The sequence below is a fragment of the Stenotrophomonas sp. Nf1 genome, from assembly GCF_003028475.1.
Lineage (GTDB): Bacteria > Pseudomonadota > Gammaproteobacteria > Xanthomonadales > Xanthomonadaceae > Stenotrophomonas.
This window is the reverse complement of sequence record NZ_PYTV01000007.1, coordinates 86,483-103,113: the sequence shown is the minus strand read 5'-3', so window position 1 is coordinate 103,113 and position 16,631 is coordinate 86,483. Positions and strand designations below refer to the sequence as shown.

At 68.1% G+C, this 16,631-nt stretch carries 15 protein-coding genes; 8 read left to right on the top strand and 7 right to left on the bottom strand.

The window, feature by feature from the left end:
• Window positions 1-104: 104 nt before the first annotated feature.
• Complete coding sequence (gene cycA / locus C9412_RS13920; protein ID WP_107232174.1) at window positions 105-1,478, bottom strand: D-serine/D-alanine/glycine transporter; 1,374 nt, start codon at window positions 1,476-1,478, stop codon at window positions 105-107.
• A 228-nt stretch (window positions 1,479-1,706) separates the two neighbouring features.
• Here cycA and C9412_RS13915 point away from each other — a divergent pair, with 228 nt between their 5' ends.
• Window positions 1,707-3,323 carry an EAL domain-containing protein gene (locus tag C9412_RS13915; RefSeq protein ID WP_107232173.1) on the top strand — a complete coding sequence of 539 codons (1,617 nt, stop codon included), beginning with the start codon at window positions 1,707-1,709 and terminating at the stop codon, window positions 3,321-3,323.
• A 37-nt stretch (window positions 3,324-3,360) separates the two neighbouring features.
• Here the strand turns inward: C9412_RS13915 and C9412_RS13910 are convergent, their stop codons facing one another.
• The gene (locus tag C9412_RS13910; protein ID WP_107232172.1) at window positions 3,361-4,545 is read right to left on the bottom strand and encodes an MFS transporter; all 1,185 of its coding nucleotides are present in this window, start codon (window positions 4,543-4,545) and stop codon (window positions 3,361-3,363) included.
• Window positions 4,542-5,720: a serine hydrolase domain-containing protein gene (locus C9412_RS13905; RefSeq protein WP_107232171.1), complete on the bottom strand. Its 1,179-nt coding sequence runs from the start codon at window positions 5,718-5,720 to the stop codon at window positions 4,542-4,544. Before C9412_RS13905 ends, C9412_RS13910 begins: the two co-directional genes overlap by 4 nt.
• A gap of 238 nt (window positions 5,721-5,958) precedes the next feature.
• Between C9412_RS13905 and C9412_RS13900 the strand changes: the two genes are divergently transcribed.
• Both C9412_RS13900 and C9412_RS13895 read left to right on the top strand, forming a co-directional pair.
• Window positions 5,959-6,858, top strand: a complete 900-nt coding sequence (locus tag C9412_RS13900) for a LysR family transcriptional regulator (protein WP_107232170.1) — start codon at window positions 5,959-5,961, stop codon at window positions 6,856-6,858.
• A 455-nt stretch (window positions 6,859-7,313) separates the two neighbouring features.
• Window positions 7,314-8,921, top strand: a complete 1,608-nt coding sequence (locus tag C9412_RS13895; protein WP_107232169.1) for an ATP-binding cassette domain-containing protein — start codon at window positions 7,314-7,316, stop codon at window positions 8,919-8,921.
• Window positions 8,922-9,021: 100 nt separating this feature from the next.
• Here C9412_RS13895 and C9412_RS13890 read toward each other — a convergent pair whose 3' ends face one another.
• Window positions 9,022-10,347 (bottom strand): GTP-binding protein, encoded by a 1,326-nt coding sequence (locus C9412_RS13890; RefSeq protein ID WP_107232168.1) that lies wholly within the window; start codon window positions 10,345-10,347, stop codon window positions 9,022-9,024.
• A 70-nt stretch (window positions 10,348-10,417) separates the two neighbouring features.
• Between C9412_RS13890 and C9412_RS13885 the strand changes: the two genes are divergently transcribed.
• On the top strand, window positions 10,418-10,789 hold the full coding sequence (locus C9412_RS13885; RefSeq protein ID WP_107232167.1) for a MerC domain-containing protein: 372 nt from the start codon (window positions 10,418-10,420) through the stop codon (window positions 10,787-10,789).
• 259 nt (window positions 10,790-11,048) lie between these two features.
• On the opposite strand, the gene C9412_RS13880 is transcribed toward C9412_RS13885, so the two are convergent.
• Window positions 11,049-11,333, bottom strand: coding sequence for a metal/formaldehyde-sensitive transcriptional repressor (locus C9412_RS13880; protein WP_106550496.1), 285 nt, complete (start codon window positions 11,331-11,333; stop codon window positions 11,049-11,051).
• Between the two features lie 50 nt (window positions 11,334-11,383).
• Here C9412_RS13880 and dmeF point away from each other — a divergent pair, with 50 nt between their 5' ends.
• Window positions 11,384-12,358 carry a CDF family Co(II)/Ni(II) efflux transporter DmeF gene (gene dmeF / locus C9412_RS13875; protein WP_107232166.1) on the top strand — a complete coding sequence of 325 codons (975 nt, stop codon included), beginning with the start codon at window positions 11,384-11,386 and terminating at the stop codon, window positions 12,356-12,358.
• 74 nt (window positions 12,359-12,432) lie between these two features.
• Here the strand turns inward: dmeF and C9412_RS13870 are convergent, their stop codons facing one another.
• Window positions 12,433-12,717 (bottom strand): hypothetical protein, encoded by a 285-nt coding sequence (locus tag C9412_RS13870; protein ID WP_107232165.1) that lies wholly within the window; start codon window positions 12,715-12,717, stop codon window positions 12,433-12,435.
• Window positions 12,718-12,806: 89 nt separating this feature from the next.
• Between C9412_RS13870 and C9412_RS13865 the strand changes: the two genes are divergently transcribed.
• The 3 genes from C9412_RS13865 to C9412_RS13850 all read left to right on the top strand — a co-directional run bounded on the left by C9412_RS13865 (window position 12,807) and on the right by C9412_RS13850 (window position 15,505).
• Window positions 12,807-13,223 carry a hypothetical protein gene (locus C9412_RS13865; RefSeq protein ID WP_107232164.1) on the top strand — a complete coding sequence of 139 codons (417 nt, stop codon included), beginning with the start codon at window positions 12,807-12,809 and terminating at the stop codon, window positions 13,221-13,223.
• Between the two features lie 456 nt (window positions 13,224-13,679).
• The gene (locus C9412_RS13855) at window positions 13,680-14,588 is read left to right on the top strand and encodes an MnmC family methyltransferase (RefSeq protein WP_181358652.1); all 909 of its coding nucleotides are present in this window, start codon (window positions 13,680-13,682) and stop codon (window positions 14,586-14,588) included.
• A 62-nt stretch (window positions 14,589-14,650) separates the two neighbouring features.
• Window positions 14,651-15,505 carry a hypothetical protein gene (locus tag C9412_RS13850; protein ID WP_107232163.1) on the top strand — a complete coding sequence of 285 codons (855 nt, stop codon included), beginning with the start codon at window positions 14,651-14,653 and terminating at the stop codon, window positions 15,503-15,505.
• A gap of 119 nt (window positions 15,506-15,624) precedes the next feature.
• Here the strand turns inward: C9412_RS13850 and C9412_RS13845 are convergent, their stop codons facing one another.
• Entirely contained in the window at window positions 15,625-16,593 is a 969-nt protein-coding gene (locus tag C9412_RS13845) for a polysaccharide deacetylase family protein (RefSeq protein ID WP_107232162.1), read from the bottom strand.
• Window positions 16,594-16,631: the final 38 nt, after the last annotated feature.

Below are 16,631 nucleotides of genomic sequence, written 5' to 3'. Positions count from 1 at the left end.
CATGGGAGAGCAGTCGACTAACAGTCGACTCTACCGATTTCCGACGTTCCGACGTTCCGATCTCCAACGTTCGCGATTTCCGGCATTGCTGCCCGCATTCCCGGTCATTTCGCCGTTCTGCGCCGCACCCAATACCCCACGCCCAGCAGCACGAACCACGCCGGGCTGGCCATCAGCGCCTGGCGCGTATCGCCCTGCAGGCTCAGCAGCACCAGCACGCCGGCGAAGAACAGCAGGCAGGCCCAGCACATGGCAACGCCGCCGGGCATCTTGAAGATCGAGGCGGCGTGGCGCTCCGGATAGCGGCGGCGATAGACCATGTAAGCCACCAGGATCAGCGACCAGACGAAGATGAACAGCACGGTGGCCAGCGTGGTCACCAGGGTGAAGGCGGTCACCAGGTTCGGAATCAGGTAGATCAGCAGCGTGCCGCCCAGCAGGCACAGGCAGGAGAACAGCAGGCCGCGCGCCGGTACCGCCGCGCGCGACAACCGCGACAGCCCACGCGGTGCGTGGCCCTCTTCGGCCAGGCCGTACAGCATGCGGCTGGTGGAGAAGATGCCGCTGTTGGCCGACGAGGTGGCCGAGGTCAGCACCACGAAGTTGATCAGGCTGGCCGCAGCCGGAATGCCGGCCAGCACGAACAGCTGCACGAACGGGCTCTTGTCCGGCACCACCTGGCGCCACGGGGTGACCGCCATGATCGCGATCAGCGCCAGCACGTAGAAGATGATGATGCGCACCGGAATCGAATTGATCGCCTTGGGCAGGTTGCGCTCCGGGTCGGCGGTTTCGGCGGCGGTGGTACCGACCAGCTCGATGCCGACGAAGGCGAACACTGCAATCTGGAAGCCGGCGAAGAAGCCCACCAGACCCATCGGGAACATGCCGCCGTCATTCCACAGGTTCGACAGCGAGGCGGTATGGCCGCTGGGCGAGGTGAAGCCCCAGGCCACCAGCCCGGCACCGGTGATGATCAGCGCACAGATGGCCACGATCTTGATCAGCGCGAACCAGAACTCCATTTCGCCGAACAGCTTCACCGTCACCAGGTTCAGCGCCAGCAACAGCAACACGCAGGCCAGCGCCGGGATCCATGCATCCAGCCCGGGGAACCAGAACTGCGCGTAGGCCGCGATGGCGATCACATCGGCAATGGCGGTGACGATCCAGCAGAACCAGTAGGTCCATCCACAGAAGAATCCGGCCCAGGGGCCGAGCAGGTCGGTGGAGAAATCGATGAAGGATTTGTACTGCAGGTTCGATAGCAGCAGTTCGCCCATCGCACGCATCACGAAGAACAGCATCGCGCCGATGATCAGGTAGACGAACACGATCGACGGGCCGGCCAGGCTGATGGTCTTGCCCGAGCCCATGAACAGGCCGGTACCGATGGCACCGCCGATGGCGATCAGTTGCAGGTGGCGGTTGGACAGGCTGCGGCGCAGGTGCTCGGGGGGCGTTGCGGGCTCGGTCATGGGCGTGGGAAGGGGCAGGCGAAGCGTCCGACGGTAGTCCTCCAGGGCCCGGAGCGCCAGCGCCTGATGGCCCAATTGCGTCAAAGCCAGCCGCTTTCACCACAATGTGACCGAATACCGTATTGATCCCATTCCGCCCGGCGCGGCGCCATGCTCAGATAGCCGCACCTGCCCAAGGACCGGCCCGACCATGCGCCCTGCCCTGACCGCCCTGCCCGAGCCCCGGCCATGAGCCGCCTGCGCGTCATCATCGGTGGCACCGCGCTGGCGCTGCTGGCCGCGGCCGTGCCCATCGCGGTGATGGCCTACGCCACCTGGGACCGTGCGGTCAGTGTCGAGCAGGAACGCCTGCGCGATATCGCCGGGCGCACCCTGCGCCGCTCGGACCTGTCCTATCAGGAAGCGCTGGCCGCATTGAAGTCGGTCGAAGCCGGCGCCCACGTACCGTGCAGCGACGACCACATCCGGCGCATGCAGACGCTGGTGATGACCACCTCGTCGATCGAGCAGATGGGGTACTTCGAAGGCGGCAAGCTGCGCTGCACGTCCTGGGGACCGTTCCTGTCCGACGTGGACCAGCCCAGGCCCGATCACGTCACCAGCGACGGCGCCGGCATCGCGGTGGATGTGCGTCCGGAAGCCAGCGGCCGCCGCCAGATGCTGGCCATCCTGTACGGCTCCTACGATGTGCTGGTCGACCCGCGTCGCTTTGTCGATCTCATCGTTGATCCGCACGTGCGCCTGGCCCTGGCCAGCCCGGATGGGCGCCTGCTGGCCCAGCAGCCGGGCATGGACCCGGCACTGCTGCAGACGCTGCTGCGCAACCCCAGCGAAGGCCTGGACCAGAACACGCTGTACGCCACCGCGCGCAACGAGGAATGGCTGGCGATCACCACCACGCCGCGTACCGCGCTGACCGCGACCTTCCGCCAGCAGGCCTGGCTGTACGTTCCGCTGGGCCTGTTGCTGGCCGCCGCCGGGGCCGGCCTGGTGATCTGGCTGTCGCGACGCCGCCTGTCGCTGCGCGGTGAGCTGGCCACAGCCATCCGCCGCCGCGAGCTGTACCTGCACTACCAGCCGATCATCGAACTGGAAACCGGCATCTGCGTCGGTGCCGAGGCGCTGGTGCGCTGGCAGCGCCCGGATGGCACCCAGGTGCGGCCGGATCTGTTCATTCCACTGGCCGAAGAGGCCGGCATGATCGCCGACGTCACCGACCTGGTGATCGAGAACGTGGTGCGCGACATGCGTGAACTGCTGGTGGCCGACCGCAGCGCACACATCGCCATCAACCTGGCATCGGAAGACCTCAGCAGCGGCCGTGCACTGAAGATGATCTCCAAGCACATGGCCGGCAGCGGCATCCTGCCGCAGCAGATCTGGATGGAAGCCACCGAACGCGGCTTCCTCGATCTGGATCGTGCGCGCACCATGCTGGCGGCGGCGCGGCGCGCCGGACACAGCGTGGCCATCGACGATTTCGGCGTGGGCTTCTCAAGCCTGCAGTACCTGGAACAGCTGCCGCTGGACGCGCTGAAGATCGACAAGTCCTTCATCGATGCGATCGGCACCGAAAGTGCGACCAGCCCGGTCACCCCGCACATCATCGACATGGCCAAGGAGCTGGGCTTGTGGGTGGTGGCCGAAGGCGTGGAAACCGAAGCACAGCTGGCCTACCTGCACAGCCGGCATGTGGAATTCGGGCAGGGCTGGCTGTTCTCGCGGCCGCTGCCACGCGACGAGTTCGTGGCCTTCCATCACAAGCGGCAGCAGCAGTACGGCGCTGCGCGCGAGCACATGCAGAACCCGCGCAGCGTACCGATCGAGCAGGAGCCGGAGGCGTAGCGCCGAGCCCACGCCCGGCTGCGGCGCTGATCGTCCTCTACAGCCACGCCTTCGGCCGAACCAGCAGCCACCCCGCACACACGGCCAGCAGCAGCAACGGCAACCACCCCAGCACGCCGGCACCGCCGGCCTGCAGCAGCACGCCACCGGCCACACCGCCGGCGGCGATGGCCAGGTTCCAGCCCGTCACCAGCATCGACTGCGCCAGATCGGCCGCCGCCCCAGCGCGGCGCGCCAGCGCGGTCTGGAACAGCGTCGGCACCGCACCGAAGGCTACCCCCCACGCGATCGTGGCCGGCAGCAGCACGCCCGGCGCTCCCGGCCACAGCAGCAGCGCCAGCACCGGCAGCAGGAAGCCCACCACCGCCGCCCAGACCAGCCGGCGCAGGTGACGATCCACGCCCCAGCCGGCAATGCCGATGCCGACGATCGCCGCCACGCCGAACGCCAGCAGCAGCCGGTCCAGCCACGCACCGGCGCCGGCGTCCACGGCCAATGGCTCGATGTAGGTGTAGAGCACGTTGTGCGCCAGCACGTACAACGCCATCACGGCCAGTGCGCTGCGTACCCCGGGCATGCGCCACACCGTGCCCAGCGATGTGCGCTGCCCGGCCCCGGCAGCGGGCAGCGCCGGCAGCGCCCAGCGCGCGTAGGCCAGCAGCCCGACGCCCAGCACGCTCATCAGCGCGAATGCCCAGCGCCAGCCGATCTGCTGGCCGAGCAGCGTGCCCGCCGGCACCCCCAGCGACAGTGCCAGCGGTGAACCGACCATCGCCACCGCGATCGCCCGGCCCTGCAACGACGGCACCACCATGCGCGCGGCGTATCCGGCCACCAGCGACCACAGCAGGCCGCCGCAGACGCCGGCCAGGAAGCGTGCGGCCAGGATCAGCGGATAGCTGCTGCTCATCGCCGTCAGCGTGTTGACCACCACGAAGCCGGCGATCGCCGCCAACAGCAGCGGCCGCCGTGGCAGGCGCTGGGTCAGCGCGGTCATCGGCAACGCGGCCATCACCGAGCCCAGCGCGTACACGCTGACCAGCTGGCCCACCGCGGCATCACTCACGCCCAGGCCCTGCCCCATCGGCCGCAGCACGCCGGCCGGCAGGGTCTCGGTCAGCAGGGTGATGAAACCGCCGCCGGCCAGCGCCAGCAGGCCCGCCCACGGCAGGCGCGTGGCCTCGCCGGCCGGGCTGGCCGCGTCGATCGCATGGCCGCTCATCGCCCGGCCTCCAGATCGGCATACACCGCATCGCGCAGCTCATCGACAAAGGCACCATCCATGCCCTCGTACAGGGTGTTGGTCAGCGCCACCACGCTCAGCGCCCGTACCGGGTCAACGAACCAGCTGTGGCCATAGGCACCGCCCCAGCGCCAGGTGCCCACGCTCTGCGGCGTGCCACTGGCCGCCGCATCACGCAGGACCGCAAAGCCCAGCCCGAACCCCCAGCCGGCCGGCTCGGGCGGCCCCTGTTCTCCCACCTGCGGCGTGCCCATCTGTGCCACCAGTGCCGGCGGCAGCAGCCCCGACGCCTGCACATCGCGCAGTGCCTCCAGCACCGCCATCACCTCGTCGGCGGTGCCCACCAGGCCGGCGCCGGCCGACGCGAAGCGGCTGGCATCGGTGGCGCGTGCCAGGCTGTAGTCGATGCCCACGGTGCCCTCGAATGGCGCCACCACCTCACCTTCGCGCAGGCGATGCGGTTGCGGCGCATCGCTCACATACGGCGTGGCCAGGCGAGCGGCATCACGCGTGGCGAACGCGGTGTCGCGCAGGCCCAGCGGCGCGGCCAGCAACCGCGCGAACAAGGCCTGCAAGGTCTCGCCGGTCGCCGCCTCGGCCACCGCACCGGCCACGTCCACGCCCAGCGAATACAGCCACTGGCTGCCCGGTGCGAACAGCAGCGGTACCTGCGCGATGCGCTGCACGTTGTCGGCCAGGGACAGCGGGTTGGCGTCCATGCCATCACTGACACCGGCGCGTGCATAGGGGCCATCGGCATCGGCTTCCAGGAAGCGATAGCCCAGCCCGCTGCTGTGGCTGAGCAGCTGGCGCAGGCTGATCGGCGGGGTGCTGCCATCGGCCAGCGCCGGGCGGAACTGCGGCAGCCAGCGCTGCACCGGCGTATCCAGGTCCAGCACGCCGTCGGCCACCAGGCGCAGCAACACCGTGGTCAGCAGCGGCTTGCTCACCGAGGCCAGCCGGAACAGCTGGTCCGCGCGCATCGGCGTGGCCGCTTCGCGATCGGACAGCCCGGTGGCGCTGGCATGGCGCAGCACCCCGTGCTGGCGCACGCGCACCACCGCACCGACCAGGCGCTGCGGGTGCACCTGCTGCAACAGGTGCTGCACCGAGGGCAGGGTCGGCGCGGCGGGAAGGGAAGGAGCGGCATTCATCGCGGTGATCCGTGGGGAGAGGCCCGCCACGTTAGGCAGCCCGCCGCGTGGCAAAAAGCGGGGTACCGCTCCGCGCATCGTGGACCGTGCAGTCCGCAATCGGCATGATGGCCGGAACTGCGAGGCCGTAACCGCGCGCGTCCGGTCACGCACCACAGCGTTGCGGCGGCCGCGCCGCCGGCGGCGCGCCCTGCCCCTACCCTGCCCCTACCCTGCCGCTTTCATCGCCCGCACGCCCATGTCAGTCCTGGACAACCTCGCCAACCTGCAGACCTTCGTGCACGCCGCCGACACCCGCAGCTTCGTCGAGACCGGGCGCCTGCAGGGCATCTCCGCCTCGGCCGCCGGCAAGTGCGTGGCCCGGCTCGAACACGCGCTGGGCGTGCGCCTGTTCCACCGCAGCACGCGCAGCATCACCCTCACCGCCGAAGGCCAGCTGTTCCTGGCGCGCTGCCGGCGCATCCTCGACGAGCGCGATGCCGCCCGCACCGAACTCGTACAGCCGCATGCCACGCCCAGCGGCACGCTGCGCATCAGCCTGCCGCTGGTGGGCGATCTGACCTTGCCGCTGATGGCCGAGTTCATGGCGGCCTATCCGGACATCCGGCTCGATCTGGATTTCAGCGATCGCCTGGTCGATGTCATCGAGGAAGGCTTCGATGCCGTGCTGCGCGTCGGTGAACCCAGCGACTCGCGCATGAACGCACGACGCCTGGGCGTGTTCCCGCGCCGCATCGTCGCCTCGCCGGCCTACCTGCAGCGTCGCGGCATTCCGCGCACGCCGGCGGAGCTGATGCAGCACACGCTGCTGCACTATCGTTTTCCCAGCACCGGCAAGCTGGAAGCGTGGCCGATCCACTGGCCCGATGATGAAATGCCGCAGGAGCTGCCGGTCCACATGGTGGCCAATACCATCGAAGCGCGGGTGGCGCTGGCGCTGCGCGATGTCGGTGTAGCGTTCGTGCCGGTGCATTCGGTGCGTGACGCGCTGGCCGACGGCCGGCTGGTGACCGTGCTGGAAGAACACGTGCATTCCTGCGGCACCTTCCATCTGCTGTGGCCGTCCGGCCGCCATGTGCTGCCGAAGCTGCGGGTGTTCATCGATTTCGTCGGCGAACGCCTGGGCACCGTGCCGTAGGCCCACGCCATGCGTGGATGCCCTCTTCACTGAATCCACCCCATGCGTGGATGCCTTTTCCGCTGAACCCACGCCACGCGTGGATGCTTCTTCGGTAGATCCACGCCATGCGTGGATGCTCCTTCGGTAGATCCACGCCATGCGTGGATGCTCCTTCGGTAGATCCACGCCATGCGTGGATGCTCCTTGTAGAGTCGAGCCATGCTCGACCAATCGGAACCCAAACGAAAATCAGCCGAGCATGGCTCGGCTCTACAGGTGCACGCGACCATTCAGCCGCCCCGCCCGGTTCCGCAGGTGCACGCAGCCATTCAGCCAACCCCGCTATACTGGCCCCCTCATTCCTCCCAGAGGCTCGCGACCAATGCGCCAGTGATGCCGCCGTCTTCCCAACAGACGGCCTGAGTCTTCCCGCCCCTGCGCGCAGGGGAGAACCCGGCATCCCTGGAGGTCGCATGACCCCGCATTCCCTCACGCTCGATCGCGTGTCGTATCGATTGGCCGACGGCCGCGCGCTGTTTTCCGATCTGTCCTTTTCCTTCGAACCGGTGGCCACCGGCCTGGTCGGTGCCAATGGCGCCGGCAAGAGCGTGCTCGCGCGCCTGCTGGCCGGCCGGCTCACCCCCGACAGCGGCCAGGTGCGCGGCAGCGGCCGTGTATTCCTGCTGCCCACCCCGGGCTACCCTCCGGCCGGCACGGTCGGCGAACTGGCGGGAGTCGGTCGGGAACTGGCCGCGCTGGCGCGCATCGAAGCGGGCAGCGTCGATGAGGCCGACTTCGCCTGCATCGGTGATCGCTGGGATCTGCGCGAGCGCCTGCTGCAACGCTGGCAGGCACTGGGTCTGCCCGATGATCTGGATCCGCTCCACCCTGCCGCGCGCCTCAGTGGCGGCCAGGCCATGCAGGTGGCGCTGTCCGGCGCCTGGGCCAGTGGCGCCGATTGGCTGATCCTGGACGAACCCAGCAACCACCTCGATGCGCGCCACCGCCAGCAGCTGTACGAACAACTGCGGCAGTGGCGCGGCGGCCTGCTGGTCATCAGCCACGATCGCGAACTGCTGGGCCACATGCAGCAGATCGTCGAACTCGACGCGCGCGGCCTGCATCGCTATGGCGGCCCCTGGCAGCACTACGCCGCCGCACGCGAGGCCGAACGCGAGGCCGCCGTCGCCCAGCTCGACCATGCGCGCGCGCAGCACCGCCAGCAGCAGCGCAGCGCGCGCGAACAGCACCAGCGCCAACAGCAACGCCAGGCGCGCGGCAACCGCGATGCGAAGCAGGCCAACCAGGCGCCGATCCTGCTCGGCCGCCAGAAGCAGCGCGCCGAGGCCACGCTCGGACGCGCGCAGCAGGTGCAGGCCGAGCGCCTGCAGGCCAGCAGCGAACAGCTGCGGGCCGCCGCTTCGGCCGTGCACGTGGCACCGGAACTGGCGCTGTTCGCCGTGGAAGGTGAGCGCAGCAGCGCACGCCTGCTGCAGACGCAGGATCTGCTGCTGCCGCATGGCTGCGGCGTACCGTTGCAGCTGGACATTCGCCGCGGCCAACGCATCGCTGTGGTCGGCGACAACGGCACCGGCAAGTCGACCCTGCTGCGCGTGCTGGCCGGCCAGCTGCCGGCACGCGCGGGCAGCGTGCAGCGCCACGCGCCGCTGGCACTGCTGGATCAGCAGCTGCTGGGCATGTCCGGTGAGCGCAGCATCCTGCAGATCGTGCAGGCGGCGAACCCGACCGCCGATCCCGGCGAACTGCGCACGCGGCTGGCCCTGCTCGGTCTGGACGCCCAGCGCATCCAACGGCCAGCGGCCAGCCTCAGTGACGGCGAACGGGTGAAGGGTGCATTGGCCAGCGTGCTGTACGCCGCCCCTGCCCCGCAGCTGCTGTTGCTGGATGAACCCGGCAACGCACTGGACCTGGGCGCGCTGCAGGCACTGGAAGAACTGCTGGCGGCCTGGCCGGGTGCGCTGGTGATGGTCAGCCACGACCACCACCTGTTGCACGCGCTGCGGCCTACCCAGGTGCTGCAGGTCCGCAGCGATGGCTGGCAATGGCGCGACGCGTTGTAGAGTCGAGCTTGCTCGACTCCGCCATGCCTGCATCCACGCACGGCGTGGATCTACCGAAGCAACAGCCGAGCGTGGGCTCGGCCCTACAACGGCATTCTGCTCACCGCTTCCACACCGGGAACGCCTGCGGCAGCTGCTGCCACAGCAACGGCCCGGCACGCAGTTCCTGGTCGTTGAGCAGGCACGCATCCAGCTCGGCACGCACCACACGCTCATCCATGTGCACACCGATCACCACCAGTTCCTGGCGGCGGTCACCCCAGAGCGGATGCCACAGGCGCGCCATCGCCGAATACGCGGCGCTGTCCGGGAATTCCTCCACACCGGGCAGCGGTGCGCTCCAGCATTCGGCCTGCTGCCGTGCCCAGCCCAGATCGCTGTACGGCAGCGGCGTGGGCGGCAGCAGCGGCGTAGTGTCTTCCTGGCCGGCACGCACGCGTTCGCGCGCCGCATACCAGAAGCCGGCGGCCTGGGTGCGGGTGGCCGCACCCACGCTGTTCAACTCGCCCACCCAGTCCATGCGGTTGGCCAACCAGAACCAGCCCTTGCTGCGGATCACCCCCGGCATGCCCGACTGCAGTGCCCGCGCAAAGCGCATGGGATGGAACGGACGCCGCGCGCGGTAGACGAAGCTGCCGATGCCGTACTCCTCGGTTTCCGGCCTGTGCTCGCCGCGCAGCTCCTTCACCCAGCCCGGTGCGCGTTGCGCGCGTTCGAAGTCGAAGCGACCGGTATCCAGCAGCTCGGCCAGCGGCACGTCTCCGAAACGGGACAGCAGCAGCTTCGCATCACGGTTCAATCCACGCAGCACCGCCAGCGTGTCCTGCAGCACCTCGTCATCCACCTGGTCGACCTTGCTCACCACAATCACATCGGCGAACTCCACCTGCTCGCACAGCAGATCGACCACGCCACGGTCATCGTCCGGACCGGCCTGCTGGCCGCGCTCGGCCAGGCGCAGCGTCGAACCGAAATCGGCCAGGAACGCGCTGCCGTCCACTACGGTCACCATCGTGTCCAGGCGTGCAATGTCGCTCAGGCTGAAGCCGTGCTCGTCGCGCACCGCGAAGGTGGCCGCCACCGGCATCGGCTCGCCGATCCCGGTCGATTCGATCAGCAGATAGTCGTAGCGGCCGGCGTCGGCCAGGCGCCGCACTTCCTGCAGCAGATCGTCGCGCAGGGTGCAGCAGATGCAGCCGTTGCTGAACTCCACCAGCGTCTCTTCGGTACGGCGCAGCTCGGCGCCGCCCTCGCGCAGCAGCTGCGCATCGATGTTCACTTCGCTCATGTCGTTGACGATGACCGCCACGCGCAGGCCCTCGCGGTTGCGCAGGATCTGGTTGAGCAGGGTGGTCTTGCCGGCCCCGAGGAAGCCGGACAGCACGGTGACCGGAAGGCGACGGTCGGCGCGGGAAACAGTGTTCATGTCGGAGCGGGTTGGCTGCGGAACGGAAATGTTACTGTATAACACTTGCCGTGCAAGGAACCTCCCCCCGATGAAGTCCCCCTCCGCCGCCCTGCTCGATGCCGGCGCGGTCGCCCTGTCCAGCCTGTGCCTGCTGCACTGCCTGGCGCTGCCGCTGCTGGCCGCCGCGCTGCCGCTGTTCGGCGCCTGGGCCGAAGCGGAATGGGTGCACCTGCTGTTCGTGGCCATCGCCCTGCCGTTGACCGGCTATGCGCTGTGGCGCGCCGAGCGTCGCCATCCCCTGCCCGTGCTGGCCTGGGCCACCGCCGGCAGCGGGCTGGGCCTGCTGCTGGCCGGCGCGCTGGCGCTGCCCTCGCATGACTGGGAAACCCCGCTGACCGTCACCGGCAGCCTGCTGCTGGCGGCAACGCATCTCTGGAACGCCCGGCACCGCCATCGGTAATGCCGCCCGGCAACCGCATGAACCCCGAACGTACCCGGTAATGCCGGCTGCTGGCCGGCAACCCATGAACCCCAAACGTACCCGGCAATGCCGGCCGCTGGCCGGCAACCCATGAACCCCAAACGTACCCGGCAATGCCGGCCGCTGGCCGGCAACCGCATGAACCCCGAACGTACCCGGTAGTGCCGGCCGCTGGCCGGCAACCGCATGACCTCCGGCCACCGCCTGACGATGCCGGCCGGCGGCCGGCACTACCGGCCTATTTGCCGTAGCGGCGCAGCAGCTCCACCAGCACCTCGGCCTCGGCAGCCCGCTGCTGCGGGTCTTCCGCCCCCACCACATGCTCCTGCAGATGCTCGTGCAGCAGCTCCATCAGCAGGCTGTGGGCGGCACCGCGCACGGCGGCGACCTGCACCAGCACGTCCGCGCAGTCACCGGCCTCACCCTCGGGCTTGTCCAGCGCCTGCTCCAACGCCGCCACCTGGCCGCCGATACGGCGCACCCGGGTCAGCAGCTGCTTTCGATTCTTGTGTACATGGGCCATGCGCGTATCGTATACCCTATGGGGGTATCCTTCCACCCTCTGGTTTCCCCATGCACCTGGACGCCCTCGCCGCCGCCCGTCGTCACGAACACCGCTTCGACGACGGCAACCCGCTGGCCGAACGCAACACCCGCCGCGCCCTATGGCTCACCGTCAGCATGATGCTGGTGGAGATCGTCGGCGGCTGGTGGTTCAACTCCATGGCCGTGCTCGCCGACGGCTGGCACATGAGCTCACACGCGCTGGCGCTGGGCCTGTCGGTGTTCGCTTACCGCTGTGCGCGCCGCTATGCGCACGACCCGCGTTTCGCCTTCGGCACTTGGAAGATCGAGATCCTGGCTGGCTACACCAGCGCCATCGCCCTGCTCGGCGTGGCCGCGCTGATGGCGGTGCAATCACTGGAGCGGCTGTGGGTGCCGGCGCCGATCCACTATGACCAAGCCATCGCCATCGCCGTGGTCGGCCTGGGCGTGAACCTGCTGTGCGCGTGGTGGCTGCATGACAGCCCGGGGCATGCGCATCACCACCACGGGCACGGCCACGACCATGGCGACCACCACGGGCATGATCACGATCACCACGATCACTCGCACGGCCACGACCTCAACCTGCGCTCGGCCTACGTGCACGTGCTGGCCGACGCCGCCACCTCGGTGCTGGCCATCGTCGCCCTGCTCGGCGGCAAGCTGCTGGGCCTGACCTGGCTGGACCCGGTGATGGGCCTGGTCGGCGCGGTGCTGGTCACCGTGTGGGCCATCGGCCTGCTGCGCGACAGCGGCCGCATCCTGCTCGACGCACAGATGGATGCGCCGGTGGTGGCCGAAGTGCGCGAAGTGATCGAGCAGGGCCCGTGGCCGGCACGCCTGGCCGACCTGCACGTCTGGCAGGTGGGCCGCGGCAAGTACGCGGTCAGCGCCAGCGTGGTCACCAGCGACCCGCAGCTGGACGCCGACAGCGTGCGTCAGGCGCTGGCCATCCACGAAGAGCTGGTGCACGTCACCGTGGAGATCCACCGCAGCACGTGAACCCATCGGTAGTGCCGGCCGCTGGCCGGCAACCCCATGGACTGCGAATGCCGGCCAGCGGCCGGCACTACCCCTTAGAGCTTCAACAGCATCCGCAGCACGTACATCAGCAGCGGCGCCGCACTCAGTACCGCGCCGCCAATACCGATCCATGGCCAGCGCTCACCGCGCACGCGCGAGGCCACTGCCAGTCCGCACCCCACCAGCGCGGCCCCCAGCACGCCCACGCCCAGCCCTGCGGCCAGCCCATTGCCGCCGGCCGCAACCGACGCCTGCGCCGCCAACGTGCCCGCGCCCCAGCCCACTGCAATGCCCAGCCAACTCGCCACGCCGCACCACGGTGCCTTGCCCTGCGCCATCCGAAAACCCCTCTGACCTTGCCGAATTTCTGTACGGGCCACGCCGCCTGCTGCCTACACTAGCCGTACCCGCCCTGTAGGGACATCCCATGCGCACGCTCCGCCTGCTGCTGCCCGGTGCCCTCCTGCTGCTCACCGCCTGCGGTGGTGAGGCAGGGCTACCCTTCTCTGCCGACCCATTGCAGGGCTGCTTCGCCACCAGCGCACGCAAGCCCGCCGATTTCCGCATCGACAAGGAAGGCGGCCAGTACTTCGTCTCCTTCGGTCGCGATGGCCAGTGGCAACGCGACCCGAATGCCCTGCACAAGGCCAGCACCAGCGAGATCGGCCGCTACTTCCGCGATGACGCCGCACAGATCGACAGCGCCCTGATCCGCATGGCCGGCGGCTTCGGCATCTTCCACTTCAACAAGGGCGCCACGCTGAAAGGCAAGGCCAGCGACAGCGACTACATGGCACTGATGCTGATCGGCGCCGGGCCGGTATATGCGGTGAAGTGCCCGTAAGTTGCAACGATTCTGATGGCCGCTCTCGGCGGGCGAACACACACTTCCCTCTTTGGGCGGTGGACGATGCTGCTGCTGTTCCTTCTGGTTGCGACAAGCACCGCAAAAACCCAAGGCGCGTATGACGAAGTACGCGAGATGCCCGATGGCCAGACCCTGGTGATGCGCACACTGGATTGGGACCACGGCAACGGCAGCCATGAGCGCGTTACCGTGCACTGGCTGCTGCTGGAAGACGGCCGCATGCGCTACGATTTTCATCGGCAGCCTCCGGGGACCCAGGATGCACACCGTCGCTCATGCGCGCTGCTGGATATGGAGCCCTCGCTGGGCGAGGCCATGATTTCAGGGGAAGGCGCCACACACGGCTTCAACTGCACGCGTCTCGAGCCCAGGCCCGGCCCGTGTGACAGTAGATCCACGCCATGCGTGGATGCAGGCACGGTGAAGCCGAGCATGGGCTCGGCTCTACAACAGCTGCGGTACCATGCCCTCCCCCGAACCGCCCCGGTACCCGCCGTGCCCCATTACACCGGCCCCCTGCTGACCCGTGACAGCGCCGACACCCTGCGCCGTGCCCATGACAAGGGCGCCACCGACTGGCAGGGCTCGCTCGATCTGGGGCGCAGCCAGGATACGGTTGCACTGGACGCCGAAGGCTTCGGCTTCCGCGGCCAGCACTACCCGTGGCCGGGCAAGCTGAAGGACCGCACGCTGTACTACTGGGATGGCGAGGACTTCGCGCCGATCTCGCGCTACAGCGGCTCACTCATCAAGCTGGTGCCCACCGAATGGGGCGCGCCGACCTTCGAGATCGACGGCATCAAGATGCTGCCCACCTCCAAGCTGTCGCCGTTCGAGGATGCGCGACGCAAGGTCGAGCTGGTCGCCCCGGCCGGCAAGATCATCCTCGATACCTGCGGCGGCCTGGGCTACTTCGCCGCCTGCGCGCTGGAGGCCGGCGTCGGCCAGATCCGCTCGTTCGAGAAGAACGCCGACGTGATGTGGCTGCGCACGCTCAACCCGTGGTCGCCGGATCCGGATTCGGCGGCTGCCGGGGGCCGCCTGCAGTTCAGCCACGGCGATGTCTCGCAGCAGATCGAGCAGGTGGCCAGCAACAGCGTCGACGCAATCCTGCACGACCCGCCGCGCTTCGGCATTGCCGGCGAGCTGTACTCGCAGGTGTTCTACGACCACCTCGCCCGCGTCATCCGCAAGGGCGGCCGCCTGTTCCACTACACCGGCGCACCGAACAAGCTGACCAGCGGCCGCGATGTGCCGCGTGAAGTAGCCAAGCGGCTGGAAAAGGCCGGTTTCAAAGCGGAACTGGCACTGGATGGCGTGCTGGCGGTGCGCCGCGCCTAGAGCAAAGGTTCAAGATCATTGCCGGCATGCCGATAGCGTAGAAGGCCCCTCGGAACACCAGCATGTCCAACCCACAGCCATGGAAGGCAGTACTCACCAATCTAGGCAAGTTCATCGGGGAAGTCATCAGCAAGATCGTGATTCCAACCTGCATGGTCTTCATTGCATTCGCCGCTCACCAGTTGGCATCGCGCTCCGAAGAGCAGCGGCGGGAGGAACAGAAGCAGACCGGGATCGATGACAGAGCGTTCAAGAATGCAAGCATCGGCCACCAGCAGAGCCAGGCCGATAGACAGCTTGATCAGATGATCATGGCATTCATGGAAAAGTATGAAGCCCAGATCGTGTCCCGGGACGAGCAGGTATTCCTGCACCTCCTCGACCGAGCAAAGGCTTACTTCTCCGAAACGGATTTCCGGCTCCTCCAAGTGCGCATCATCTCCTTCCGCGCGAGCGCATTGAGCCTCTCCAACGAGAACGACGCAGGCCAGGCTTCGGCCAACGTCCCCGCGCCAGCTGCCTCTCCTCCGACGGCCGAGGATTATCTGAGAGCAGGCAGAGATGCGCTGGTCAGCGGAAAAGCCAACCTTGCTTTTCAGTACTTCCAGGCCGCCACAACCGTTGATGCCTCCAGCGCAGAGGCGTGGAACGCGCGTGCATATGCCGGTCTGCGCACATCCAATCTTGCTGATGCGAACGAGAGCATCGTCAGGGCCATTCAGCTGTCGTCCGGCGCAACCGGCAGGGTTCGCATGGATACTGTCATCAACGCAGCCAAGATCCAGTGCGTGGGCATCGGCCGTGACACGGGTATTCGCTACCTCGAGGCACACTACGAGAAGGTACCTGGGCTGAGAGAGCGAGCCTCACAGGATGGGGAACTGCCAAAGATGTGCGCAAGCGGCACGATCGGCTGATCAAGGACACTGAAGCATTGGACTACGCGCCCCATTCTCCAGCTGGGTGAACGGGGCAGAGCTGATGCTTCAGCGTCGGGGGCGATCTCCGCTGCCGGCAACACCCGCAGCGCTGAGCCTCACTCCGAATCCACCTTCGCCAACTGCATCACCCACGTCGGCACCACCGGCTCGCCGGCGTAGAACTCCTTCGGCTTCTTCTCCGCCATCGCCCAGCGGTGCAGCCAGCTGGGGCCATAGCGGCCGTTGTAGCCTTCGGCGCCACGCGCATAGGCCGGATCGCGCATCGCCTCGTCCAGCGACACGAAGCGATAGCCACGGCGCTGGGTCGCCGCCACCAGTTCGGCGAACGTGGCCGCGTTGAGTTCGTTGGCGTGCATCAGCCACACCTGCGGCAGCGCGTAGCCCAGCAGTGCCTGCGACTGCTTCTCGTAGTAATCCAGTTTGTTCAGCATGTACGGCACATAGCCCTTGCGCAGCTGTGCCAGCGTGGCCTCGCGTGCAGGCGAATCGGGCTGCTCGTTCATCACGTTGGCGTAGGCGAACGCCCACACCCATTCGCCGTTGTCCACCGTCACCGGTGCCACGCGGTAGCCATGCGCTTTGAAGAAGGCGTCCATCTGCGCGCGCTCTTCCGGTGTACGACCGGCGCGCAGGTAGGGATGGCGCATCCACTGCGGCGCCTGCCCGCGCTCGGCCAGCAGCGGCCGCAGCACGGTTTCACCGCGCAGGAAATCCTGCTGGAACGCCGCCACGCCCTTGGCATTGAGATCCATGTGCGAATAAGTGTGGTTGCCCAGCACGTAGCCGGCCTGCAGCCAGTCGCGCAGCATCTGCACCCGCGCCGGCTGCACCTGCCCGCCCACCTCCAGCTTGTTCTCGTTGACGAAGCCGACCACCGGCACGTTGGCCTGGTGCAGCTGCGCCATCAACGCGGCATGCCGCGCCTGCAGATCGGCCGGTACGATCTCGTCCACCCGCGCCCAGGGCAGGTCATCGATGGTCACCGCAATGCGGCGATCGACCTCGGCGGCCTGCACGGCCAGTGACAACAACAGCAACGGCAGGGCTCGCAACAACGCACGCATCGGTACTTCCTTGTCGGGACACTGCGTGGACTGTAACG